Consider the following 25,177-nt stretch of genomic DNA (forward strand, 5'->3'; position numbering starts at 1 on the left):
CGGTCAGGGTGTACGGGACAGGGGGCTGTCATAGCTGTCTCTGATGTCTTTCAGAAAGGTATAGTCGCGGCGTGCATCGCTGATGTGGTGCTGGTTGACAGTGACAAAGCGGAAATCTTCGCCGTGTTCGTCAAACCGCAGCGGCCCCTGTGTTTCGTCCATCCACGGATAGCAAAATAGGGAGTCGCCGTAATCCGTCCCTGCGCGGTTGAGCGAGAGCAGAAAGCACTGGTTTTCAACAGCGCGGGTCATGGCAAAGGCGTGCCACATGTGAAAGGAACGATCCCTGAAATTGGCAACGCTGTGCAACAGGATATCAACGCCGTGTTTCAACACTAGCGTCCGCGTCAGCTCGGGAAATCGGATATCATAGCAGATGATCGGGGACAGGGTGAAACTCTTCACCTTGAAGGTAAACAAATGATCGCCGGTGATGAAATACTCTTTTTCCATCGACGCGCCGTATTGGCACAGGTGCAGCTTGTCATAGTGACCGGCAAGCGCGCCGTCGGGTGTGACAACACCGATCGAGATATACGCGCCGCTCGCGTCCTTTCTGGCGAAGCCGAAGACAACATGAACGCCGAATTCCGTGGCAACGGATTGCCATGTCCGGAAGGAGGCCCCCTCCCGCGGCTCTGCTATTTCCTCGAGGTGGTCGAATGCCGCGCGGGAATAATCAATGCTGGACAGTTCGGGCAAAACCACCAGATCGGCCGTCTGCGTGCGAAGCTGCTGGCGCACTTTCGCTGCGATGGCGGCAAGGTGCCCGTCGCGCGCGGCGGCGCTCGTGGTGTGCGGTATGTCGATCTGGCAGGCCAGAAGCGTCAGGGTGTCTTGCTGTGTCATGGGCTACCTTTCAGCGGTCGGCAATTGCGGGCGGAGCAAACACCCCCGCTTGATGCGGCCTCTTAGCACAGCCTGCAAAAGAAACGGTGCAAAAATTTTCGCGACCGAGGTGCGACCCGTAAAGCATCTTCCGCTGGGTTTGCGGCAAAAAACGTCGGTGTTGCACTTGCGCATTGATGAAATCGCACGGAAGCTTGGGCACGGCGACCCTGAAAGGACATCGGATGAAATCGTCAAACCTGTTTTATCAAACCCGTGCGCGCCGCCCCGAGGTCGAGCGGGCGGAGGGGGTCTATATCTGGGGCAACAACGGCGAGCGTTATATTGACGGATCGTCCGGCGCGATGGTCAGCAATATCGGCCATTCAAACCCCAATGTTCTGGCCGCGATGAAGGCGCAGATGGACAGCGCGACATTTGCCTACAGGTTGCATTTTGAAAACAGCGCGGCAGAGGATCTGGCCAGCGCCATCGCCCAGCGTATGCCCGCAGGATTGAACCGCGTGTTCTTTGTCTCGGGCGGGTCCGAAGCGGTGGAATCCTGCGTAAAGTTCGCGCGTCAGTGGGCCGTTGCATCGGGGCAGGAAAGCCGCTGGAAAGTGATTTCACGCTTTCCTTCCTATCACGGATCGACGTTGGGTGCGCTGGCGATCACGGGATATGGCCCGCTGACGGATGTGTTTACGCCGCTGTTCACTGCCATGCCGAAAATCGCGGCTCCCACCTGTTATCTGGACCGTGACAACCTGAGTGATCATGCGCGCGGATTGAAATATGCAGAGCTTCTGCGCGACGAGATTATCGCTCAGGGCCCCGAAACGGTGATGGCTTTTGCCATGGAACCTGTGGGCGGTGCGTCAACCGGCGCGCTGGTGGCGCCGGACAGCTATTACACCCGCATTCGCGAAATCTGTGATGAATTCGGCATACTGCTGATCATGGACGAGGTGATGTCGGGCGTAGGGCGTACAGGCAAATTCATGGCGTCCGAGCATTGGAATATCCGCCCCGATCTGGTGGCCGTGTCCAAGGGATTCGGTGCGGGATATGCCCCGCTGGGGGCGATGATTGCCGATCAGGGCATGGTAGAAACGGTGCTTGATGCGGGCGGTTTTGCCCATGGCCACACCTATGCGGGAAATCCGCTGGCGTGTAGTGCGGGCCTTGCCGTGCTGGGCGAGATCGACCGCCTTGATCTGCTGTCCAACGCCGCCGCGATGGGGGATCACCTCATGCTGGGTCTGAGCGATCTGATGGCGCGCTACGATTTCATCGGTGATGTGCGCGGCAAGGGATTGCTGGCCGCCTTCGAGATGGTCGCGGACCGCGAAACGATGGAGCCGCTGCCAAAAAGCCTGAACGCCTACGACCGCTTTGTCGAAATCTGTTATACGCGCAATCTGATCACCTATTCACGCCGCACCCGTGGCGGGATCGAGGGGGATCATTTCCTGATCTGCCCGCCAATGATTGTGACCGCGCCGCAGGTTGATGAGATTCTGAATATTCTTGATGACAGTCTGAACGTGTTCGCGCGCGAAGCGGGGCTGGCGGGGTGAGGTGCCTGTGTGGATCACCCGCCCGACGCGCAGATAAGGTGGAGTTAAAGACATGAAGGTTTTTGCAGATCAGCAGCGGCAAAGCAGGCACTACCCCACGGGGTTTCTGGTTAACGGCGTGATGCAGCCCAACCCCGAAAAACCCGAGCGTATGGCACGGTTGCTGGCCGGTGTTGCCGCGGGCGGTCACGAGGTGAGTGCGCCACAGGATCACGGACCTGGCCCGATCTCGGCGATCCATACACCTGCCTATCTGAAATTCCTGTCTACGGTTTTCGCCCGCTGGAGCCGCATCCCCGATGCCGCGCCGGAAATTTTTCCCAACGTCCACCCCGACAGACGCACCGCCAGCTATCCGTTGTCGGTGGTAGGGCAGGCGGGATTTCACATCACCGATATGTCTTGCCCGATTGGTGAACACACGTGGGAGGCGGCGCGCTGGTCGGCCAATTGCGCGGTGAGTGCGGCCGACGCTGTGGCACGTGGCGAGAAGGCCGCCTATGCGCTGTGCCGCCCCCCCGGACATCACTGTTTCAGCGATTTGGCGGGAGGTTTTTGTTACCTTAACAATTCAGCCATCGCGGCACAGTATTTGCGACGTACTTGTGACCGGGTTGCGATCATCGATGTTGATCTGCACCACGGCAACGGCACGCAGGGCATATTTTATGCGCGCGACGATGTGTTTACCCTGTCCATCCACGCCGACCCCGCGCGGTTCTATCCGTTCTTCTGGGGGCACGCCCATGAAACCGGCGAGGGGACGGGGCATGGGTATAACCTGAATATTCCGCTGCCGCGCGGCACGGGGGATGACGGATTTTTGCGCGGGCTGACCGATGGTCTGGACCACGTTAGGGCGTTTGTCCCCGATGCGGTGGTGGTCGCCCTCGGGCTGGATGCGTTTGAGGGTGATCCGTTCGGGGGGCTGTCCGTTTCAACCAAGGGCTTCGCGGAAATCGCGCGGGTGCTGGCGGCGCTGGATTTGCCGACCGTGATCGTTCAGGAAGGCGGATACCTGTGTGACGCGCTTGGCGATAATCTGGATTCTTTCCTGCGCGGGTTTGAGGGCAGGGCAGCGCAAGCGTAAACATGCGCAGGCGTATGGTTGGGTGAGACGCATAACAACCTGACAGGCTTTGAAAATATAGATGCAAAATAGAGCCTTAGCCAGCCATATCGTCTCGCTTCCACTGGAAGGAGAAAAAAATTGCGGCTTGCAGATTATTTCCCTAGGCTGAAAAAATTCACAAACGGGCTGCGCGCTGACGTGCGCGCGAAGCCTGATAAAAAAAGCTCAAGGGAGAGTATTCGATGAATTTCACAGCAATAACCAAAATTCTGACGGTTGGTGCGGTTAGCGCGCTGATGTCGACAGCGGCGTTCGCGCAAGACAAGACGCTTCGCTTTGCGGGGGTATTCCCGATCGATCACCAAGGCACGAAGATGATGAATCAGGTGGCGGCGGATGTTGCGGCGGCGGATGTCGGCCTGACCATCGAGGTGTTTCCGGCAAATCAGCTGGGATCGGGCGAAGCGCTGTTTGAAGATGTCGCGCGTGGCAATATCGACCTTGCGGGCGCGTTTATCTACGCCGACACCGATCCGCGCCTTGAGTTTCTGTCGATGCCCTTCCTTGTGGGCGGCTGGGACGACATGAACAACATCATGCGCAATATGGAGTCCGAATATAACAAGATTCTTCAGGAACTCACCGATGAATATGGCGTAAAGGTATTGGCCCAGAACCCCGAAGGATTTGTCGGCATCGTCGCTACCAAAGAGCCGACGAACTGGAACAACTTCGATGACAAAGGCATGAACATCCGCGTCTGGTCGTCCAACATTGTGAAATCAATGGTTGAGGATTTCGGTTTTCAGGCCACGACAATGGCGTGGGGCGATATTTTCCCCGCGATCCAGTCGGGCATTGTGGATGGCGCGATTTGCTGCACCAAAACGGCGACCTACTCCATCTTTGCGAAATCCGATGTCGGGACGCATTTTGTCCAGTACAACGCCATTTCCGAGCTGACGACGTTCTACGCGTCACAGCGCACACTGGACAAGCTGAACGATGAACAGCGCGAGGCGCTTCAGGCGGCGATGACAAAAGCCTCCGATGATTTCTTTGCCTACAACCGCGAAAGCGATGCGGAGTTCGAGGCGAAGCTGGTTGAAAGCGGCTACACCATTCTGGCGCTGAGCGACGAAGAGCAGGAAAAATTCGCCGCCCGTGCGCGTGAAAAAATTTGGCCAATGATGGCCGACTCGGTCGGTGATGAAATCATCAACCGCCTGATGTCTGCATCCGACTAAGCAACGCAAACAGGGGCCGGTAATTTATAGGCCCCTGTTTTTACGTTCTGGAACATTGCGGATGACAGGGGGCGCGGGCATGTCGCAAATCACACAAGATGAACTGCCAACATACATCGGAGAGGACGAACCTCCGGGAGCGATGAAGATCACCGAGGAGTTACCGGCGTTTATCGGCAAGCCGATGGAATGGATACTTGTGATCATGAAGCTGATCACCACGGTGTCGGGCTTTGTGATGGCGTTTACCTTCGGCGCTGTTGTGGTCATCCGCTACGGTTTCGGGGGCGATCTGTTTGCCTATGAGGAATGGTTGCTGGCGTTCAGCATCGTGGGGTTTTTTGCCGGTGCGGTTCTGGCGTCCGAGCGCAAGTTGCACATCAACGCCGATATCCTTGGCATCATCATCGAAAACCCTCGCCTGATCTGGTGGCGCGAATTTGTTGTGCTGACGATCGAGGTGCTTGTGATCGTCTTTATCGTTTATGCCTGCTACGTTTCGCTGCTGGATGATTTTTCGTTTCCGCGCCTGCGCTCCACTCCTGTTTTGCGTATTCCGTTTGTATCATGGCGCATCGCGATCATGATCGGATTCAGCCTGATGGCGATGTTCACGGCGGCCTATCTTTATGTCCATATCCGTAAGGGGCTTGGCCTGCCCTTGAAAACGGATGCCAAGAAGGAAGCCGCGAAATGATCATTACCGGAAGCCTTCTTATCGTCTGTTTGATGCTGCTGCTGGGTGTCAGCGTCTATGTCGCGTTCGGATCGGTGCTGATATTTATTGCGCTCGTGGGGGACCAATCTATTTCGGGCTATCTGCCCACCGGTGCCACGGGCATACGGTCGCTGGTTTTGCTGGCGATTCCGTTGTTTATGATTGCCGGTGGTATTATGGAAAAAGGCCGGATCGCCGCACCGCTTGTGGCGCTGGCAGAGATGTTCATCGGCCACATCAAAGGCGGGTTAAGTGCGGCGGGCGTTCTGGCCTGTGGTATCTTCGGCTCCATCTCGGGCAGTGCAAATGCAACGCTGACCTGCATCGGCGGCATTATGATGCCGCATCTGAAAAGGGCGAACTATCCTGTCGGCCAATCGGCGGCGCTGATTGTGTCGGCCAGCCCGCTGGGCCTGCTGATTCCGCCCAGCTCCTCACACATTCTCTATGGCTGGGTTGCGCAGCAGCACGTTTTGAAATGCTTTTTGTCGACGGTTATTCCCGCGATCATCCTGATCACGCTGTTGATCATCACCAACCAGTTTATGCTGCGCAAACATGACAACATCAAACTGTCAGAGCGGCCTTCACCTTTTTTGCCCGCGTTCGGGCGGCAGGGCCGTCTGGCCGGTCCGGCGCTGATGATGCCGATCATTATTCTGGGCGGTATCTATGGCGGCATCATGACCCCGACCGAAGCCGCAGGCATTGCCGTTGTATATGCCATTCCGGTTGCGATCTATTTTTACAAAGGTCTGACGTGGAAAACACTGTCACAGACGATCTGCCAGTCGGGCATCACCATCGGTGTGGTCATGGCGATGATCTTTATGGTGCTGATCGTATCGGACAACCTGATTGCACAGGGCGCGCCAAAGCTGGCCAAGGATATGGTTTATTCCGTTTCGGACAACCCGATTGTGATCCTGCTGATGATCAACGTTGTGATGATCCTGATCGGCATGCTGATGGATGATATTTCAGGGCTGCTGCTGGCAACGCCGATCCTGTTACCCATCGCGCAGAGCGTCGGTGTCGATCCGATCCACTTTGCTGCGATCATCGGTGTAAATCTTGGCATGGCAAACATCACGCCGCCTACAGCGCCGTTACTGTATCTGGGCGCGCAGATTTGTGATGTGCCGGTGTCGCGCATGCTGTGGCCCACGCTGGTGTTTATTGTGTTTGCATGGCTGCCCACGCTGATGCTGACCACGTTTATACCGGAGCTGGCCCTGTTCTTGCCCGATCTGTTGCTCGGCAAATAAGCTGCCCACCAAAACGACGAAAGACGCCCGAAGCGGGGCGCCTTTTTTGATTCAATCAGGCAAATTTGATTGCCTGCGCGTAACCTGCTCGCTGCCATCCCTGAACGGGGGGCGCATAGGGTTACGCGATGAAAGCCCAAGAGTGCAGAGCCAGAAACAGGCCTGTCGCCGAAACCAAGGTAGCGATTCCCAGAGCGTCTTTTACAACTTTTGACATTGTGCTGATCCTCAATCCAAGCGTTGATGTTGTACCGAGGATATAGGCAAACAGATCACCCCTGACTACTGGCACCGTACGCATAGGTGGCTTGCGGTTTCTGCATGACGATGCGGTCTGGTCAGGGCGTCTGAACGGCTGTTTTTCTACCTGAAATTAGCGATGTCCACAACCGCCACAACCGGCTTTTCAAAATTCATTACCGCCGCTTGGACGGACAAAATGGTTTCATCTCCGCACAAGTTCAAGCATCCTTACATCTGCACGCGCAGGCACCCACGACAGGAGGAAAACACATGCTCGACGGGATACGCATTATCGAGATCGAAGGCCTTGGCCCTGCACCGTTTTCGGCGATGCATCTGGCCGATCTGGGCGCGGATATCATTGTGGTTCACCGCAAGGGCGCAAACCCTGCACCGGGGATGCCTGAACGCCCGCTGATCGACCGTGGCAAACGCTCTATCGCGCTGGACCTCAAAGACCCCGACGATGTCGAGACGCTGAAAGCACTGGTGCAAACCGCTGACGGGTTGATTGAAGGGTTCCGCCCCGGTGTGATGGAGAAGCTGGGGCTGGGGCCGCAGGAATGCCATGCGATCAACCCCGCGCTTGTATTCGGACGTATGACAGGCTGGGGGCAGGACGGCCCGATGTCGCGGATGGCGGGGCATGATATGAATTATATCGGCCTGTCGGGCGCGCTCTGGTATGCCTCGCTGCCCGATCAGCCCCCCGTGGCCCCGCCTACGCTGGTGGGGGATATCGGCGGCGGCGCGATGTATCTGACCATCGGGATGCTGGCAGGTATTTTGAACGCGCGCGCAACCGGCAAGGGAACAGTTGTAGACGCCGCGATTGTTGACGGCTCGGCGCATATGATGAACCTGCTGATGACCCTGCGGCAGAGCGGTGCGAAAACATCGGACCGCGGAAAAAGCCTGCTGGATGGTCCCCACTGGAGCCGCACCTACGCCTGTGCCGATGGCGGGTTTATCAGCGTGCAGTGTCTGGAGCCGAAATTTTATGCCATCTTTCTGGAGCTTCTGGGCCTGTCGGATGATCCCGATTTTGCACGACAGTTCGATGCATCGCTATTCGCGCAGGCTACGCAGCGCCTGATTGCATTGTTTGCCACTGCGCCGCGTGATCACTGGGCCGCGCTGTTTGATGGCACAGATGCCTGTGCCGCACCGGTGCTGAGCCCTGATGAAGCGGCACAACACGCACTGAGCAAACAGCGCGGCATCTGGGAGACCGGGGGTGATCTACAGGCCGCGCCTGCCCCCCGCTTTGACGGAAAAACTCCCGCTCTGCGCACACCGCCTACACGGGGCCAGCACAATGATGAAATCCGAGCAGAGCTGGAGCAGAGCAAACTTGCCCGCTACGCAGCCGAGGGCGGCTCGTGAATCGCATCGCTTAATCGCCAATATACTCAAGAAACCGGTCACGATAATTTCCTGTTATCGTGACCGGTTTCTTGATCCGCCTGATATTTCAACGTGTAGCGATAATGGCCACCGTCAAACTCGTTCGCAGGCTCAAGACTCTCAGTGGTCTGACGCCCTGCGAATACCTCTGCAAGATTTGGACTTCAGAGTCCGATCGGTTTATTTAAATCCGATCCACCAAATGCCGGGACTGAGCATCTAGCGCCGCCCCTTGGTGGGTCAGTCTTCAATGCCCTTTACAATAATCTTCCCTAGATGTGCCTGATCAGCCTGATGGTCAAAGGCTTCGTTCAATTCCGCAAAGCTAAATTCACGATCGATAACCGGGCGCAGGTCATTAGCTTCTATAGCGCGGATCATGTCGAGCTGCATTGCATGGCTGCCCACACTAACGCCTGTCATGTGTAGGTTCTTTTGGAAGAACATCGCAGTTGGAACCTCGCCCTTGATTCCGGTTAGCACGCCAATCATCGTAATATGCCCGCCCAAGCGTGCGGCCTTGATCGATTCTTTGAGCGTTTCAGGACCACCTACTTCCACTATCTGGTCGATCCCGCCGGTCAGATTGGCCGCTTCAGCACCCCACTTTGGAGTCGAACGGTAATTGATACAGATTTCAGCACCAAGGTCGCGCATGGCTTCCAGTTTTTTGTCCGAGGACGAGGTGGCAACCACGCGTGCACCGGCTGCACGTGCGAATTGTAGCGCAAAAACGGAAACGCCGCCGGTGCCTTGCACCAATACCCAGTCGCCAGGCTTAACCTTACCTTCAACAACCACCGCGCGCCATGCAGTCAGCGCAGCACAGGGCAAAGTGGAGGCTTCAGCATGGCTCCAACCTTCGGGTTGTCGGGTTACACCTTTTTCTGGCAGGACGATATACTCTGCCGCAACCCCGTCTATGGTGTCTCCGGTAACGTTGCGCCGCTTGGCGATGTTGATCGTGCCGTCGGCCCAATCGGGAAAGAAGGTGGATAATACGCGGTCGCCTTCGCGCCATTGGGTGACGCCTGCGCCAATAGCCAGCACCGTCCCCGCCCCATCAGACATGGGTACCCGCCCATCGGCAGTTGGAATATCGCCTCGGATCACCGCCATGTCATGGTAGTTCAATGACATCGCACCCAAATGAACGAGGACTTCTCCCGGCCCCGGCGTTGGACGGTCCCGCTCAACGATCTTCAATCGAACATCGCTGCCTTCTGTTTGAACTATATAGGTTTTCATCTTTCCCTCACTACTTTTTGCACGCATGTCGAGCTCAGATCCAAACTAAGTTCCCATTCCAAAAGAATTTTTGACTGCCACATTGCTTTAGTTCGCGTGAATAGCCCCAAGTTTTCTGGACACCTATCAGCTTCAGTTTCTGCTGCTGTTCGAAGTCGATCGGTGACAGCATTCCGTCCTTAACATGTTTGCAATGTCGGTTGTAGAGACAACCCGACGTAGTCGAACACGTCCTAACGGGCTTGGGCGCGGATTTATACTTTTTGCGTCGGGTGCGTTCGTGTTTGAGCAGGTTGAAGAAGCTTTCCACCAGTGAATCATCCCATCAGTTACCGCGACGGCTCATACTTTGTGTGATATTGTGCTGTTCGAGAAAATCCCGCTACTCGTCGCTGGTGAATTGTGAGCCTTGGTCCGCTGCCCGAAAGCGAAATGCACCTGAATGCAGGAATTGCAGCACAGATCAGGATATGTGCGGCCTTGCATGGACCAACCAACAATGCGCAGGAAAAACGGAACGATGAACAAGATCGTTATCCCGCCTCCCGACAATGCTGTCCTGAGCGCAAATGCGGGGCATGATCCGACGGTTCGTGATCTCCATATTACCGGGATAAGCGCTCACGGTCGAATGGGAAGTATTCCAGACCGGTAAGGCGGACATTCCTGATGATAAGGTACTGGTGCCAGTGTTGTGGATGCCACAACCAACTTTGGCGAACACTCACGCTTGGTGGTGCAGCGTAATCAGCGTCTTGTTTACATCGCCGGCGGTGATCGTGTGATTGGCGGATCGGACTGCGGCTTTGGTACGAATGTTGGTTTCGTCGCGGTTGATCTGCAAACCGCCTATGCGAAACTTGAGGCGATGCCAGAAGGGGCAAAGCTGATCTCGTAATCCCGCTTGTCCTGATCGCCGGTATGATAGGTGATGCGCCCTTTTCGTTCCGTAAATCGACCATATGTCGCCGTGCTATCAGGTTCTTCTGGCCCCGATACCCAAGCGTGACACAATCAGCGCGCGGGCCGCTGAAATACAGTCATGGGCACCACAACACCTTGCGCTGGCATGGCTGAGAATGCCCGGCATCGTCGCGATGAAAATTTTGCAGCAGGCCCAGAAAGGCTATACCGGCTGGCCCTTCCGGATACCAGCCCTCGTGCCGAAACTGATGAGATACAGGCGCGCCACATGCAGTATTACCGCAATTTGGCTGATGCTCCTCAGCCGTCGGTTGCGGTAGTAGAGAAAGTTGATGTTCCGCATTACATCAGTGCCTACTGGGGCGAAATCAACACAACAGTTCAAATAGGTTTCGACATAACTGGATCGTTGACAAACGGCGTCATGCACGACCTTGACGATTTGCGTGAGGGTTTTCTTGTCGTGGCAGGATCGATCGGGCCAAGTCACGGGTTTGTTCACGTTCGCAAACTGGACACAACGGTCGAAATATTTGGCATGTGCGTAGGTAGTGACCATATGATCCACGCCGACTGCGGCGCCGCATTGTTTATCCGGCTGGATGTCATTGATGCTTTGGAGGTACTATCCTACCACTGCAAGAAACAGATAAACCGGTTTTGGAAACCGCACGCGAAGATAATTTTACTTTTGGAAAAGTGTGGGGAGCGTTTGAAAAATCAAGAGCTTGAAGGTAACAGCGTATCCGATACGCAAAGGCCTGCGAACAAACGGGTTCGATGAACTTAATTTTGCATATACTACAGCCGTGATATTCGAAGCTGATTGAGATAGCATTTTAATACCGAAGTAAGCATCCGAATGAACCGCACCAGCCATAGTTGGGAGGTGGAATGCGAGCCCGCCCCCGAATTCATCAACACCAAAGCAACTGTCTCCTGTCGTCAGCGACTAGGCGCGCATCCGCGCGCCTGCCACTTGTTTAGCATATCCACGATCTTCAATAGTATACTGCGCGTCACAAAGGCCCGATTTAACGGGTTTTACCCGAACCGTTGCTGATCTTTGCGTTAGAAACAAAACGGACCTTTTCTGTCTGCCCCAACGAACGGTCGCCGGACGGCACCCTGCGTTACGGTTATTCTAAATCAAAAAAATTCACATCATCAGCACTTTGCGAACCAGCGCATTTTTGTCTCTATATTTGGATGTATCGACGCCACGGTCGGTCAGACCTTCTCGCAGTTCAACTTCGCTCAAAGCCTGAATGGCCTCTTCGGTCATCTTCAGAAAGTTGATCTTCTTTTTGAACGCCGGATTGGTCTCTCCGAAAAAGTTGCAGTCACCGAACGAAAATTCTTCCGCATACTTCGTCATGAAATGGGACAGGAACGTATTGATACTTCTGCGTACCCTTGGATCATGTGGCAATAGGTCTTCAGACGCGTCAAGTGTTTCGAGCATCAGCTGCGACCACCGCTTGGCCCCCTTGTCATTCATCAATTGCATGGCGTTGTGTGTATGGTGAAAGCTCAGTCTGAATTCCCCACCGTGATAGTATGGCCCGCCGCCCATCACATCAATCCACATAGATGCTTGGGTATTGATGTGATGGCCCAAATCGCCAACGCGCTCGAAAACCGACGTGAACCATGCTTCATCCGCAAAAACCCGTTCATAGAATCTCTGAACGATGCCAACGATCGGATCCTGACCAAGAACCGAATAAAGCTGCCAGAACTGGATAGGCTTCGTTTGATCGCTCGGTGCGGTAAGTGACACAATTTCAGGCATGCGGTGTGCATCGACCGGCAGCAACTTTTTCTCGCTGGCAGCAGTAATATAGTTCAACTGGATTTTTTCCGACATATAGCCATGGAACGTTGGATACTTCGGGAGATCGATTTTCGTCATGGATTTCTCCCTTTCGAACAAATTTCATTGGTGTTTGATTAATTTGCATCTTGGCGAGCTCTCGACGCAGAAGTGGGACTTAAGTGTTGAGCTTTGCGTTTTCAATGGACACTAAAACTGCATCTCTCTGTACGATCTACGCCGCACCCATGAGGTCGCTCGCGAAAGCACTTCAACAAGTTCGAGTGTTGTCGGAGCGGGCAAAGGAACAAATAGAACCAATGCCCGCTGCCAACATCAACGCGAAGAACATGATGAATGGTTGACGATATGAAAGGCTCTCGAATTATGTATGAAATCGGCCCTTTTCGGACGGGTCACAACGAACTTCATCTTTGGACTAAATGATCTTTCGCAGAATTTTTCCAACCTTGTGCTGGTACTCGCGTACGGGCGGATTGAACAGGAATGACGCATTCAGTTTGGGCTGATAAAAGACCGATTTCAGGTGGCTGAACGTGTCGAACCCTGCCTTGCCGTGATACGATCCCATTCCGGAATCGCCCACGCCGCCAAAAGGCATGGAATCTGCCACAACATGAAAAGACGTTTCATTCACGCACGCACCGCCCGAAAGAGATTTGGACAGCCAGGCGTCACGTTCGGCGTGTTGGTCCGTGAAGATATACAGCGCCAGCGGGGATGCGCGGTCTGCCACAAACTGCATCGCTTCCTCGCGAGTGTCATAAGGTATGATCGGCAGGATCGGGCCAAAGATTTCCTCCTGCATCGCCTTGATGTCCAGCGGGGGGTCGATCAGCAGGGCAGGGGCCACTTTGCGGGTGTTTGCCTGACTTGTATCACCCACTCGCACGACATTCGCGCCGCGCTCTTCGGCCTCCTTGATCATATCCTGAAGGCGCTGTTGGTGGCGGTCCGACACGATCGCGGTGTAGTCGGTAGAATTCGCAACATCGGGAAAAAAGTCTTTCATCACACCTTCGACGGCACCTGCAAATTCGTGCATCTTGTTGCGTGGCACCAAGGCATAGTCTGGCGAAACACAGACCTGCCCGCCATTGGTTGTCTTGCCGAACGCGATCCGCTTGGCCGCGTAGGCCAGATCGGCGTGTTCACCGACGATGGCAGGTGATTTGCCGCCCAGTTCCAGCGTGACGGGGGTGAGGTTTTTCGCTGCGGCCTGTGCCACCTTGCGGCCCACTTGCGTCGAGCCGGTAAAGAGCAGATGCCCGAACGGCAGTTCCGAAAACGCAGCCGCAATCTCTGGTCCGCCGGTCAGGACCGCAACCTCGTTCGGCTCGAACACTTCCGCGATCATTTGCGCGATCACTTCGGAAGTGCGCGGCGTAAGCTCGGACGGCTTCAGCATCACGCGGTTGCCTGCCGCCAAAGCGGCGGACAACGGGCCGACCGCCAGATAGACGGGGAAGTTCCAAGGCGCGATCACACCGACGACGCCTTTTGGTTGGGGCAGCACGCGGCCCCGCGCGGGCAGCAGGTGTTTGGGCATGTGATACCGGCGGGGGCGCATCCAGCTGCGCAGTTTGCGGCGGTTCATACGCACATCCCCGATGGGAATGGTAACATCGAATGTAGCCGCCTCGCTTGGGCTGCGGTGGCTGAAATCCTGCATCATCGCCGCCACCAGATCATCGGAGAAGCGGTGCAATGCCTGCTCAAGCCGCTCCAGCCGGTCCTTGCGTGTGGCATAATCCGGGTTCGGATCGCGCTTGTGCGCGTCCATCATCGCGTCGAAGCGGTCCTGCATGGTTAAGGTGGTGTCTTTCATCGTCGGCTCCTTTCACGCGCTCGGCGTGTTGAATTGCGATCTTGTGAAACGGGCAATATCGTCGATCGCCCGGTCGGATTCTGCGGACTGGCCAAAGTGCATGGGCCAGATGTGGGGCACGTCGGGTTGCACGATCAGCGCGACCTCTACCCCGTCCTGTTCGAGGCGCGCAGCCATTTTATGCGCGTCGCCCAACAGTACCTCCTCACCGCCGATCAGGATCAGGCTTGGCGGGGCGCCTGTGAAATCGCCGTTGATCGGCGACACAAAGGGCGATGCGGGATCATCCCCCGCCAGATACATCCGTCTGGCGCGTTTCAACCATGAGTGAGGCAGCATCATTTCCGCGCGCTTGTTGTCCTGAAACGTGGGGCTGGTGAATTGCATATCGGCCCATGGGCTGATTGCGATCACGCAGCGCGGCTTTGGCAGGTCGCCGCCGAGGATGCGCAGAAGCAGGGCATAGGCCAGGCCCGCGCCTGCACTGTCACCGGCCAGTACGATATGGCCGCCCTCGTACCCCTTGGCGAGCAACGCGTGGTAAGCGGTGAACGCATCATCAAGACCTGCGGGAAAAGGATATTCCGGCGCCAGCCGGTATTCGGGCAGCACAGCGCGCAGCCCGCAAACCCCTGCCAGACGCGCCGCAAGTTGTTTGTGCGATGCGGCACCGCCGACCGTATAGGCGCCGCCGTGCAGATACAGGATTACACCATTGCGATGGGGTGTGCCTTGATCGCACCAGACGGCCGGAACCGACAGGCCCCCGTGCCCCAGCCGCGTGCGGGTAAACTGCATGTCGGACTGCGTTTTATAGGCAAACCGCGCATAAATACCCGACACCCAACGCAACGACGGCTGGTGGGTGACACAAGCAATCAACGGCTTTTCGAGATAGCGCACGCGAGCGTTTATCATCCGTTGGGCAAAGGATACCATCCGCACTTCCTTTCATGTCGGCGCGTGCGCTATGCCATAGCCTGCGCGCGCAGCTCGTGTTTCAGCACTTTGTTCATTGGTGACAAAGGCAGTTCCTTGGCAATCGAAATGGAACGCGGTGCTTTATACCCTGCGATCTTGTCTTTCACATGGGCCTGAATGCTGTCCAGCGTAGGCGCCTTGTCGCCCGCTGGCACGATGACAGCATGGACTGCTTCGCCCCACTTGTCATCCGGCACGCCGATTACGGCCACCATGGCGACATCGGGATGGGTTGAAATCGCACTTTCCACCTCGACGGAATAGACGTTTTCGCCGCCCGTGATGATCATATCCTTCATACGATCCTTGAGAACCAGCACACCCATATCGTCGAGGTATCCGACATCGCCCGAGCGCAGCCCGCCGCCGCGCAGAGCCTGCGCTGTGGCGTCGGGCTGGTTTTGATAGCGCGCCATGACGCTGGGGCTGTAAAAGACGATCTCGCCGCTTTCCCCACGTGGCACCTCGTTGCCTTGCTCGTCCTCGATGCGGATGCGGACAGAGGGTGCGGCGGGCTGGCCTGCGGCGTCGATGCGGGCCAGATCGCCGACATGGAATTGCGGGCCGAGAAAGACGCAGATGCCGGCCTCTGTCATGCCGTAGGCCTGTACAAATCCGGCGTCCGGAAAGTTCTTTTGCAGCTGGCTCATCAGCCCTTCGGAAATAGGGGAGGAGCCGTAAAGAATGCGCTCGACATTGGCGAAATCCGCCGCGTTGAACGCGTCATCCGCCATCAGCATTTGCATCATCGTGGGGGCAAAGCCCAATTCCTGAACCCCGAATTTCGTCACCGCCGCGACGATGAAGTCGGGCCGGAACATCGGCACCAGAAAACTGGTGGAGCGTTGCATCAACCGCGCCAGTGCCGGTGCCGTGCCTGCGACATGGAAGAAGGGGAAGCAGCCCGCGTAGGATTTGCCCGCCGCGGGAAAATTGGCCTGTACCAGTATCTCTGCACCCGCCATGAGGGTGGCATGGGTGTGGATCACGCCCTTTGATTTTCCTGTCGTGCCGCCGGTATAGAGCATCAGCAATTCGGTGTCGGGATCGCGGTCCAGATCAAGCGGCAGCGCATCTCCGCTGACTTCTGCCAGCGGCGTCACGCCCTCCGGCGCATCGCCTTCCCCCATCAGGATCACATGTTTGATGCGGTCTGTTTTGGCGCGAATCGCATCGACCAGCGGCAAGAACGGTGCCTCGACGGCAAGGATTTCCACGCCCGCATCCTCGATCGCGTAAACCAGTTCGTCCGGCGACCAGCGCAGGTTTAGCGGAACGGCAACCAGACCGGCAATGCCACTGGCGCAAAGGGTCTGGAATGTCTCGACCGAGTTGAGACCCAGAATGGCGACACCTGCGCCGGAGGTTGCACCCAGCGCTTTCAGCCCCGCGGCGGTCCGGCGCGTCAGGCGCGAGAATTCCGGCCCTGACAGACTGCGGCCCGAAAGGTCCTGAAACGCAGGCTGGCCTGAATCGCCGCGTTCGACATAGTCAAAAAGATGGTCCAGCGTATTGGCTTTCATGGGATTCTCCTGTGTGGCTGCTGGTTTCGCAGATGTCGTGTGCGGCGCGATCAATCCTGCGTCCTCGCGGATCATATCCACCGCTTTTTCGGCGATCATGATCGTGGGGGCATTGGTGTTGCCGCTGACAAGTTTCGGCATGATCGAGGCATCGACCACGCGCAGCCCGTCGATGCCGCGCACCCGCAAACGGGTGTCCACGACGGCGCGGTCGTCACTGCCCATCCGGCAGGTGCCGACGGGATGGTACACCGTGTCGGCACGGTCGCGGATGATCTTCATCAGGTCCGCATCCGAGGTCACGTTTGCGGTGGTGAAATTCTTGGTGATCTTGTCGGACAGCGGCGGCGTATCCATGATCGCCATGGTTTTCCGCACGCTTTTCAACAGCAGATCCGCATCGCGGTCATCGGCCAGAAACTGCGGATCGATCACCGGCGCGTCCATCGCATCGGACGAGGCGAGACGCACCGTGCCACGGCTGTGCGGCCGCAGGATGCAGGCGTGACACGAGATACCGTAGCCGGGTTTCAACTGGCGTCCGTGGTCCTCGACCCGTGCGATCACGAAATGCAACTGGGTGTCGGGATTGTCACCGTCATCCTCCCCGACCGAGAAGAACGCACCCCCTTCGGCAAAGTTGGTGGACAGCATCCCGCGCCCGTCACGGCGCCACTGGATCATTGCCGCCGTCAGGTTCAAAGTGCCCTTCAGCCCGATTCCGAAGACATCCTTCGTATTGACGCCATAGGACAGGACCACATCGATGTGATCTTGCAGATTGCTCCCCACATCGGGCGTATCCTGCACGACCTCGATGCCATGTTCGGACAAATGGTCAGCGGGTCCGATACCCGACAGCATGAGAAGTTGCGGTGACTGGAACGTGCCTGCGGCAAGGATCACTTCGCGCGTGGCGGAAACTGTTCTGGTTTTTTTCTCGCGCGTGAAGCTGACGCCGGTTGCACGACCGTCCTCGACGACCACACGCTGCGCATGGGCGTGGGTGATCACGGTCAGGTTGGGCCGGTCCATTACGGGATGCAGATAGGCCGCCGCGGCCGAGCACCGCTCGCCCCGCTTTGAGTTGTGAAATTGTGTTGTCTGGTAAAACCCGATGCCGCTGGGGTTCTCACCGTTGAAATCATCCGTGCGGCGCAGCTGGTTGGCCTGACCCGCCTTGATCCAGTCCTCGGTGATTGCGCGGGAGGAAACGGGATCGGTGACATGCAGCGGCCCGTCGCCCCCGTGGAATTTATCCGCGCCGCGCACGTTGCTTTCGGCCTTGCGGAAATAGGGCAGCACTTCGTCATAGGACCAGCCGTCACAGCCCATATTGGCCCAGCCGTCATAATCGTGACGGTTGCCACGGGTATAGACCATCGCGTTGATCGCGGATGATCCGCCCAAAGCCTTGCCGCGCGGCTGGTATCCCTTGCGCCCGTTCAAACCGGCCTGCGGGACAGTCTCGAAAGCCCAGTTGTTGATCTTTACCGGTTTGCCGGGCATCATCGCCACGGCACCGGCGGGCACGCGGATCAACAGATCCTTGCCATCACCGCCGGCCTCCAGCAGGCAGACCGTCACGTCAGCGTCTTCGGACAGGCGCGCGGCCAACGTAGATCCGGCAGAACCGCCACCGACGATCACATAATCATACTGCATGGGCGGCCTCCTTGGGCTGAATTTTTCGCATTGTTAGTTCATTGGTATCAACGTTCTCCATCGACTTAACGAAATCGCTCCACGGATAGGGAAAGATGGCGGGAATACCGTCCACGTCCTGATACCAGCTTTGGCAGCCACCGACCCAGACCGAGCCTTCGAGGCCGGATTTGATGTAATCGCCAAAGGCTTCGACGGCCTGCGGTGTCGGTTCGATCTCGTCCGCGCGCCCTTCCCGCCAGATGTCGATCAGTTGCAAGACATACGCGATCTGCTCTTCCGCCATGCCGATGACCGAGTTGTTGCCAATGGGCGTTCCGGGGCCGAGCATCAGGAAATAATTGGGAAAATTTTCCATCAGGATCGCGTGGCTGGTGCGGTAGCGGCCACCGCCCCAGCTGTCCTCGATCGTATGACCTGCACGGCCCACAACATTCATCGGGCGCATGTAGTTGAAGTTGTGGAACCCCGTCGAGAGGACCAGCACGTCGAGTTCATGCAGCTTGCCATCTTTGGTGCGCACACCGCCCGCCTCTATCCCCTCGATCCCGTCGACGACCAATTCGACATTCGGTTTCTGGATCGCAGGGTAGAAGGTGAAATTCACCACCAGCCGTTTGCACCCGACACCGTAGTCAGGTGTCAGTTTTTCGCGCAATTCCTTGTCCCGCACCGATAGACGCAGGTAGGATTTGACCGACGACCGCAGGATCGCGTTCTGAACAGGTGCGCCGACCGTGGCCTTGACGAAAAACTGTTCGATGAAGGTTTTGAAGAACCACTTCCACGGTTTTGTCCGCGACGGTTTCTCGCGCCAGCGGTTGCGCATCCATTCGGGGAATTTCAGATTGGGAAACGGGAACACCCACTGCGGCGTGCGCTGGAACACAGTGACGTCGTGGCCCGCATTGACCAACTCGGGCACCACCTGATGCGAGGTGGACCCCGTGCCGATCACGCCGATACGCTTGTCCGTAAGATCAACATCATGGTTCCACTTTGCGGTGTGCCATGTATCGCCGGCGAAATCATCCAGACCGAGAATATCGGGGTATTTGGGATGATGCAGAATTCCCGTGGCAGCGATGACAAAATCAACGACAAAGGTTGCATCCTTGTCCGTTTTCACGGTCCACTTGCCCGCATCATCGTAAACGCAGGAGGTGACAACCTCGTTGAAACGCACCGTTTCGGTGACACCGTATTTCTGGCCCACATGCTCCATATACTCCTGAAGCTCGGGACCGACGGCACATTGGTGGCTCCACGGGGCGGGCTCAAATGAATAGCAGTAGTGATGGGAGGGGATATCGCAGGCGACACCGGGATAGGTGTTGTCGCGCCACGTGCCGCCCACGCGGTCGGCTTTTTCGATGATAGTAACGTCGGTAATACCAGCCTCACGCAGCCGGATCGCGGACAACATGCCCGTGGCACCGGCCCCGATGATCAACACCGAAGGGTTTCTTGTTTTGCTCATCAAAGCGTCCTCCCACGCCTGGATCTTCGTTAGGATTGCACTGTCCGCGCGGGACATTACGCAACCATAGAGAACATCCTGTTTGTAACATCGGGCAAGGCAATTCGTGCGTGTTTGTGCGCCCCTGCCTTATCCATTCCCAAGGAACGAAGTACCAATTCCGCTATTTCCGTGCCGGTGTCGCGCCACCCTTTGACACCCTGACGTACGTATAACATCCCGATCAGCGTCGATCCGCCCATGACAGAAATGATGGATGATACGTCGTCGGTTACGTTTTCGAACAGGCCCATGCTCTGTCCGCGCCGCACTTCGCTTGCGGGAACGTTTGACCAGAATTTCTGCAAATCGGTATCAACCAGAACATAGCGTTTCACGAAATCCGCCCAAACCGGCTCTCGATGCGCGCGTTTGATAATTGTTTTGATGATGATCGCAATGCGATCTGCGGGATGCCCGATACCCTCAAAGCTCTGGCAAATCAGATCTTCAAGGTCGCGCGCAAGAATGGGGGTCAGGTCGTCGAACCGGACGCTTGGATCGTCAAGGTTATTGTAGATCGTACCGCGCGACAGGTTGGCCGCATGTGCCAGATCGCTCACACCAAGGCATTCTCCGCCCGTGTCGCCAAACAGCTTCATCGCGGCGTTAAATATTGTCTCTTTGGTGCGATCGGCCTTCGCCATCCAGCTTTCCTGCAATAAATTGAACAGATGTGTTCATAAATTGTCTAAGGTGTTGATCTTCACACGTCAACAGTCTTGTCACGATTGCAAATGATTCAGGCTGTGGGGCGATAGGGAAGGCTTAGTGACTGTCGGGCAGCTGACGCCGCGAGATGTCGCGCGCATCTTCCAGAGACAGGCCCAGGGCGCGCAACTGCCAATACACCAGCTCTTCACCAGCGGTGCGCCATGTTTTGTAGCCGTTCAAAACAAGGATCATCAGCGAAAACGTAGCGCCCGCCCCTTGCGAAAGAAACGATAGGGCCTCGTCCTCTTGCAACTCAAAACGGTTACTTTTTATGCCTTGTGCGATGGCATCTGACGGGGAACCGCGCCAATAACCGTTAAGTATGGAATTCGATATCGCGAACTGGACCAGAAACCGGCCCCAGACAGGTTCGTTCATCACCCGTTGCAGGGGCGCACGCAATGTAATGCCATAGCGTTCCGCCGGATCGGCGATGCCGATCAGCCGACTTTCGACCCGCGCGTTCATTTCTGTGACCACATGTCTGGCGACCTGATCAAACAGCATGTCCGGATCTTTGATGTTGTTGTAGACGGTGCCGCGCACGACACCGGCTTCTTTGGCCAACTCGCTCACGTTTACATGTTTGCTGCCCGTCTCGACAAACAGTTTGAGCGCGGCATTGTGAAGGCGTTGTTGAACAGGTTTCATCTTGAACCGCAAAAATTGAACACTGTAGGGTGAATATGTCCAATGATGTTAAATGTCTATGCGAAGAGGCAACGACCGATAGAGATCGCTCTGCCGAGTCATTTGTCGGACACCAGATCGTTGTAAGGCTAGAGGCTGGAAGGGTTGGCTTGCGGGCTGGTCGCGAGGGCCAGAGTTTCTTCTGAAACCGGCGCAAGAATGATGCCCGCCATCGTATCCGCCAGGTTTGAGCGTGACGACGCCTGCCCCCACAGGTTTTGCCAGATGTGTCGGTTCTGTGCTGCTGCCTCCATCGACGCAGCGGCAGACACAGCAAAGAACAGCGTCAGCATCAAGCGTTGCTGCAATATTTGCGGTGGCATGTCGGGGGCAAGGCGCCGGATCGCCCCAAAACACCTTCGTGTTCCACGGTCCTGACCGGCCGTCGCCTCGAATAACAGCTCGCGATGGGTCAACATAACGGAGGCGAAAAAACGGATACTGTACGCATCCTCAGGTGCTAACCCGTCAGCATCTTGTGATAGTGAAGGGATGAGGATTGCGGTCACATCGCGGACAGATAGCGGCTCTCCAGTCGCCTCTAGATTATCAAGACGCGCGTTGTTAGCGTCGTCGAGAATCTTCCCTACGTCTTGAACCAGCTCGCGGATCAGCGCATCGCGTGACGCAAAATGGTATGTGATAGACCCATTGTTGCGCTGGCCCGCGGCAACCTGAATATCGCGAATGGTAACATTCTCCACCCCCCGTTCGGCAAACAGTTTCATCGCAGCCTTTTTTAGCTGCGTTCGGGTGCGCGCTCCTTTGCTTTGTTTTCGGGTCTCGGCCATTTGAATACCCTTTTACAAATGGTTCGCGGATATGGCTACCAGACAAAAGTACGGTGATGATACCCGGTTACGTAAAAATTAATACACTGCTTGAAAAATGAAAAGAGCGGCTCTAGCATCCTGTCAAATCCGTAGGACGTGCCTTAGAGCACGGCCGCCTAGTGCGGAAATTGTTACGCTGACTGCCGGAGGCTAGGGGATGACCTGCGCGACGAAACACCCGTCTGCTTTTGCTCGAACCCAACCCAACAAGATCGCTTACCGCATGGCTAGTGATGGTTCTCAACTCAGTTATGCAGCGCTGAACGATCGGTCCAATCAAGGCGCGCAGGCGTTGAGGTCACTGGGTGTTGAGCAGGGAGACCACATCGCCTTGTTGTTCGAGAATTGTCTCGACCTCATGGTGCTTGCATGGGCCGCGCAGCGGTCCGGTGTATTTTATTCCGCGATTAGCACGCATCTGACTGTGGGTGAAATCGCCTATATCGCGCGCGATTGTTCGGCTAAAATCATGGTGATTTCTATCGCTTATGCGCAGCATCTACCGGATTTGCGCGCGGCCTGCCCCGACATTCTTTTTTTCATCGCAGGCGGTACAAACGAGCGGACTGACAACTGGCAGGCGCTTGCAGATGCCATGCCGGCACTGCCCATTGCGGACGAAGCGGCTGGCGCGGACATGCTGTATTCCTCTGGCACAACGGGGCAACCGAAAGGAATCGTGCGACAGTTCGAGCCGCAACCCATTGAAACCGTCATTCCGGCACTGATGACCGTCTTGTGCGAAACGGTCGGTCAAATGGATTCGGATACCGTTTATCTATCGCCTGCGCCATTGTATCATGCTGCGCCGTTGCGGTTTTCGATGATGACAGTGCAACTGGGTGGCACCGTCATCATCATGGAGAAATTCGACGCCGAACATCTGCTGCACCTGATCGAGGCCCGTGGTGTGACCCATACCCAAGTCGTGCCGACGATGTTTGTGCGGATGCTGAAACTGGCGCAAAACGTGCGCGGGCAATTTGATGTGTCGTCTCTAAAGTACGTGTTTCATGCGGCAGCGCCCTGCCCACAGCACGTCAAAGCCGAGATGATCGACTGGTTGGGGCCGATACTGGTGGAGTATTATGCGGGCTCCGAGGCGAACGGCGTCACATTGGCATTGTCAGACGATTGGCTGCGCCATTGCGGAACGGTCGGGAAATCACTGCTCGGGAATATCGTTATTGTCGGCGAGGGGGGCAAAGCACTGCCCGCCGGAGAGATCGGATCAGTTTATTTTGATAGCGGTATAGAGTTTATGTACCGCGGCGCGCCCGAGAAAACGGCGCAAGCCTATCTGCGTCCGGGGTGTTCGACTTTGGGGGATGTGGGCTACCTGAATGAGGACGGGTATTTGTTTCTGACGGACCGTGTGTCCAATATGATCGTATCCGGTGGCGTGAACATTTACCCGCAAGAGACCGAGGACACGCTGATCGCGCATCCGGACGTCGATGATGCGGCAGTTTTCGGTGTACCAAACGAGGAGATGGGCGAAGAAGTGAAAGCGGTGGTGCAGGTGCGTGCCGGATGCGTCGCTTCGCCTGAGAAAGCCGCCGAGTTGATTGCTTTTTGCCGCGCGCGACTGTCCGGGATCAAAACCCCCCGCAGCATTGATTTCCATGATGCTTTGCCTCGAACGCCTACTGGCAAGCTCATCAAACGGAAATTGAAAGCGTCCTACTGGCCCTCCGAGGGGCCAAAGGTATGACTTTAAAACGATAAAATATGGATATCACGAGCAAACAGGTCGGGCGCCTTTTGCATGAACAGGAGGAGCCAGAATGAGCTTTGCACTCGAAAATTCACGCATGTCTGAACGGGCACTGGAAATTGCCGGAAAGGTCGAAGATTTCGTGCGTGAAACGATCGTGCCTTACGAAAAGGACAGCCGAAAAACGTCCCATGGACCGACAGATGCCCTTGCCAACGAGATGAAGGGCAAAGCGCGCGAAGCGGGCGTCCTGACGCCGCATATTCTGGAGAACGGCGAACATCTGAGCCACCGCGAAACAGCCGCAGTGCTGATCCGGTCGGGATTGTCTCCGCTGGGGCCGGTGGCCTGCAACGTGGGCGCGCCTGATGAAGGCAACATGTATCTGCTGGGCAAAGAGGGATCGCCTGAACTGAAAGCGCGATTCCTTGATCCTATGGTGCGCGGCGAAATGCGGTCAGCGTTTTTCATGACCGAACCTGCAGAAGATGGCGGCGCAGGCTCCGACCCCATGATGATGCAGACCACCTGCAAGATGGACGGCAATCACTGGGTCATTAACGGGCGAAAAACCTACATCACCGGCGCCGAGGGTGCCGGTATGGGTATCGTCATGGCGAAATCCGATGATGGTGCCTGCATGTTCCTCGTCGATCTGCCCGATCCTGCGATACGGATCGAGCGGGTGTTGGACACCATCGACAACTCGATGCCCGGCGGACACGCGGTTGTGTCGATTGAAAATCTGCGCATTCCCGCAACCCAAATGCTTGGAACAAGCGGTGAGGGGTTTCGCTATGCGCAAGTACGGCTGTCGCCCGCGCGACTGACTCATTGCATGCGCTGGTTGGGCGCTGCGATTCGCGCCAACGAGATCGCGTCCGACTACGCCAACCGTCGTATGGCCTTCGGCAAGCCGCTTGTCGATCATGAGGGTGTCGGCTTTATGCTTGCGGAGAACCTCATTGACCTGAAGCAGGCCGAACTGATGGTGTATTGGTGTGCCGACATCCTCGATACCGATGTTTTGGGCACGGCTGAAAGCTCGATGACCAAAGTGGCGGTGTCCGAGGCGCTGATGCGTGTGGTCGACCGCTGTGTGCAGGTGATGGGCGGGCAAGGCGTGACCGGGGACACCATCGTCGAGCAGGTGTTCCGCGAAATCCGCGCCTTCCGCATCTATGATGGTCCGACGGAGGTACACAAATGGTCGCTTGCCAAAAAGATCAAGCGGGATTGGAAAAACGCGCAATCATCTTGAGACTGACGCGCTTTCAAGTGCGGCCCAGACAGATATCTTCTGATAACAACGAAGTTTAGGGAACTTCTCTGGTT

Annotated in this window: 19 protein-coding genes and 3 pseudogenes; 11 read left to right on the plus strand and 11 right to left on the minus strand. The window is 56.5% G+C overall.

From position 1 onward, the window contains the following. Positions 1-3: 3 nt before the first annotated feature. Positions 4-849, minus strand: coding sequence for a carbon-nitrogen hydrolase family protein (locus OS189_RS16235; RefSeq protein ID WP_267168387.1), 846 nt, complete (start codon positions 847-849; stop codon positions 4-6). Between the two features lie 224 nt (positions 850-1,073). Between OS189_RS16235 and OS189_RS16240 the strand changes: the two genes are divergently transcribed. From OS189_RS16240 to OS189_RS16270, 7 genes and pseudogenes are all read left to right on the plus strand, one after another. After that, complete coding sequence (locus OS189_RS16240) at positions 1,074-2,408, plus strand: aminotransferase family protein (RefSeq protein WP_267168388.1); 1,335 nt, start codon at positions 1,074-1,076, stop codon at positions 2,406-2,408. Between the two features lie 52 nt (positions 2,409-2,460). Next, a complete protein-coding gene (locus tag OS189_RS16245; protein WP_267168389.1) occupies positions 2,461-3,498 on the plus strand; it encodes a histone deacetylase family protein in 1,038 nt (345 codons plus the stop codon). Between the two features lie 224 nt (positions 3,499-3,722). Further along, a complete protein-coding gene (dctP, locus tag OS189_RS16250; protein ID WP_267168390.1) occupies positions 3,723-4,727 on the plus strand; it encodes a TRAP transporter substrate-binding protein DctP in 1,005 nt (334 codons plus the stop codon). A gap of 79 nt (positions 4,728-4,806) precedes the next feature. Beyond that, complete coding sequence (locus OS189_RS16255) at positions 4,807-5,424, plus strand: TRAP transporter small permease (RefSeq protein ID WP_267168391.1); 618 nt, start codon at positions 4,807-4,809, stop codon at positions 5,422-5,424. Further along, on the plus strand, positions 5,421-6,713 hold the full coding sequence (locus OS189_RS16260) for a TRAP transporter large permease (protein WP_267168392.1): 1,293 nt from the start codon (positions 5,421-5,423) through the stop codon (positions 6,711-6,713). Before OS189_RS16255 ends, OS189_RS16260 begins: the two co-directional genes overlap by 4 nt. A 513-nt stretch (positions 6,714-7,226) precedes the next feature. Continuing rightward, the gene (locus OS189_RS16265) at positions 7,227-8,342 is read left to right on the plus strand and encodes a CaiB/BaiF CoA transferase family protein (protein WP_267168393.1); all 1,116 of its coding nucleotides are present in this window, start codon (positions 7,227-7,229) and stop codon (positions 8,340-8,342) included. A gap of 125 nt (positions 8,343-8,467) precedes the next feature. Beyond that, positions 8,468-8,586, plus strand: a pseudogene (locus tag OS189_RS16270) (IS481 family transposase); the annotation flags it as partial. A gap of 17 nt (positions 8,587-8,603) precedes the next feature. Here OS189_RS16270 and OS189_RS16275 read toward each other — a convergent pair. Next, the gene (locus tag OS189_RS16275; protein ID WP_267168394.1) at positions 8,604-9,638 is read right to left on the minus strand and encodes a zinc-dependent alcohol dehydrogenase family protein; all 1,035 of its coding nucleotides are present in this window, start codon (positions 9,636-9,638) and stop codon (positions 8,604-8,606) included. A 602-nt stretch (positions 9,639-10,240) separates the two neighbouring features. Between OS189_RS16275 and OS189_RS16280 the strand changes: the two are divergent. Continuing rightward, positions 10,241-10,509 (plus strand): annotated as a pseudogene (locus tag OS189_RS16280) (epoxyalkane--coenzyme M transferase); the annotation flags it as partial. 144 nt (positions 10,510-10,653) lie between these two features. Next, complete coding sequence (locus OS189_RS16285) at positions 10,654-11,319, plus strand: RraA family protein (RefSeq protein ID WP_267168395.1); 666 nt, start codon at positions 10,654-10,656, stop codon at positions 11,317-11,319. 375 nt (positions 11,320-11,694) lie between these two features. Here OS189_RS16285 and OS189_RS16290 read toward each other — a convergent pair whose 3' ends face one another. The 9 genes and pseudogenes from OS189_RS16290 to OS189_RS16330 form a co-directional block, all read right to left on the minus strand. Continuing rightward, a complete protein-coding gene (locus tag OS189_RS16290; RefSeq protein ID WP_267168396.1) occupies positions 11,695-12,450 on the minus strand; it encodes a globin domain-containing protein in 756 nt (251 codons plus the stop codon). A gap of 340 nt (positions 12,451-12,790) precedes the next feature. Next, positions 12,791-14,200, minus strand: coding sequence for a coniferyl aldehyde dehydrogenase (locus OS189_RS16295; protein WP_267168397.1), 1,410 nt, complete (start codon positions 14,198-14,200; stop codon positions 12,791-12,793). A gap of 12 nt (positions 14,201-14,212) precedes the next feature. After that, positions 14,213-15,139, minus strand: a complete 927-nt coding sequence (locus tag OS189_RS16300) for an alpha/beta hydrolase (protein ID WP_267168398.1) — start codon at positions 15,137-15,139, stop codon at positions 14,213-14,215. Positions 15,140-15,168: 29 nt separating this feature from the next. Continuing rightward, positions 15,169-16,779 (minus strand): AMP-binding protein, encoded by a 1,611-nt coding sequence (locus tag OS189_RS18765; RefSeq protein WP_502226666.1) that lies wholly within the window; start codon positions 16,777-16,779, stop codon positions 15,169-15,171. Then, positions 16,765-18,369 (minus strand): annotated as a pseudogene (locus OS189_RS18770) (GMC family oxidoreductase); the annotation flags it as partial. The pseudogene OS189_RS18770 and the gene OS189_RS18765, both read right to left, overlap by 15 nt. Then, complete coding sequence (locus tag OS189_RS16315; RefSeq protein ID WP_267168399.1) at positions 18,359-19,849, minus strand: flavin-containing monooxygenase; 1,491 nt, start codon at positions 19,847-19,849, stop codon at positions 18,359-18,361. The pseudogene OS189_RS18770 and the gene OS189_RS16315, both read right to left, overlap by 11 nt. 56 nt (positions 19,850-19,905) lie before the next feature. After that, on the minus strand, positions 19,906-20,535 hold the full coding sequence (locus OS189_RS16320) for a TetR/AcrR family transcriptional regulator (RefSeq protein ID WP_267168400.1): 630 nt from the start codon (positions 20,533-20,535) through the stop codon (positions 19,906-19,908). Between the two features lie 121 nt (positions 20,536-20,656). Then, positions 20,657-21,253 (minus strand): TetR/AcrR family transcriptional regulator, encoded by a 597-nt coding sequence (locus tag OS189_RS16325; protein ID WP_267168401.1) that lies wholly within the window; start codon positions 21,251-21,253, stop codon positions 20,657-20,659. Between the two features lie 128 nt (positions 21,254-21,381). Beyond that, entirely contained in the window at positions 21,382-22,020 is a 639-nt protein-coding gene (locus tag OS189_RS16330; protein ID WP_267168402.1) for a TetR/AcrR family transcriptional regulator, read from the minus strand. A 262-nt stretch (positions 22,021-22,282) separates the two neighbouring features. Here OS189_RS16330 and OS189_RS16335 point away from each other — a divergent pair, with 262 nt between their 5' ends. After that, entirely contained in the window at positions 22,283-23,839 is a 1,557-nt protein-coding gene (locus tag OS189_RS16335; protein ID WP_267168403.1) for an acyl-CoA synthetase, read from the plus strand. Between the two features lie 73 nt (positions 23,840-23,912). Further along, on the plus strand, positions 23,913-25,103 hold the full coding sequence (locus OS189_RS16340) for an acyl-CoA dehydrogenase family protein (RefSeq protein ID WP_267168404.1): 1,191 nt from the start codon (positions 23,913-23,915) through the stop codon (positions 25,101-25,103). The last annotated feature ends 74 nt before the right edge of the window (positions 25,104-25,177 follow it).

The organism is Sulfitobacter sp. F26169L (genome assembly GCF_026410285.1).
Lineage (GTDB): Bacteria > Pseudomonadota > Alphaproteobacteria > Rhodobacterales > Rhodobacteraceae > Sulfitobacter.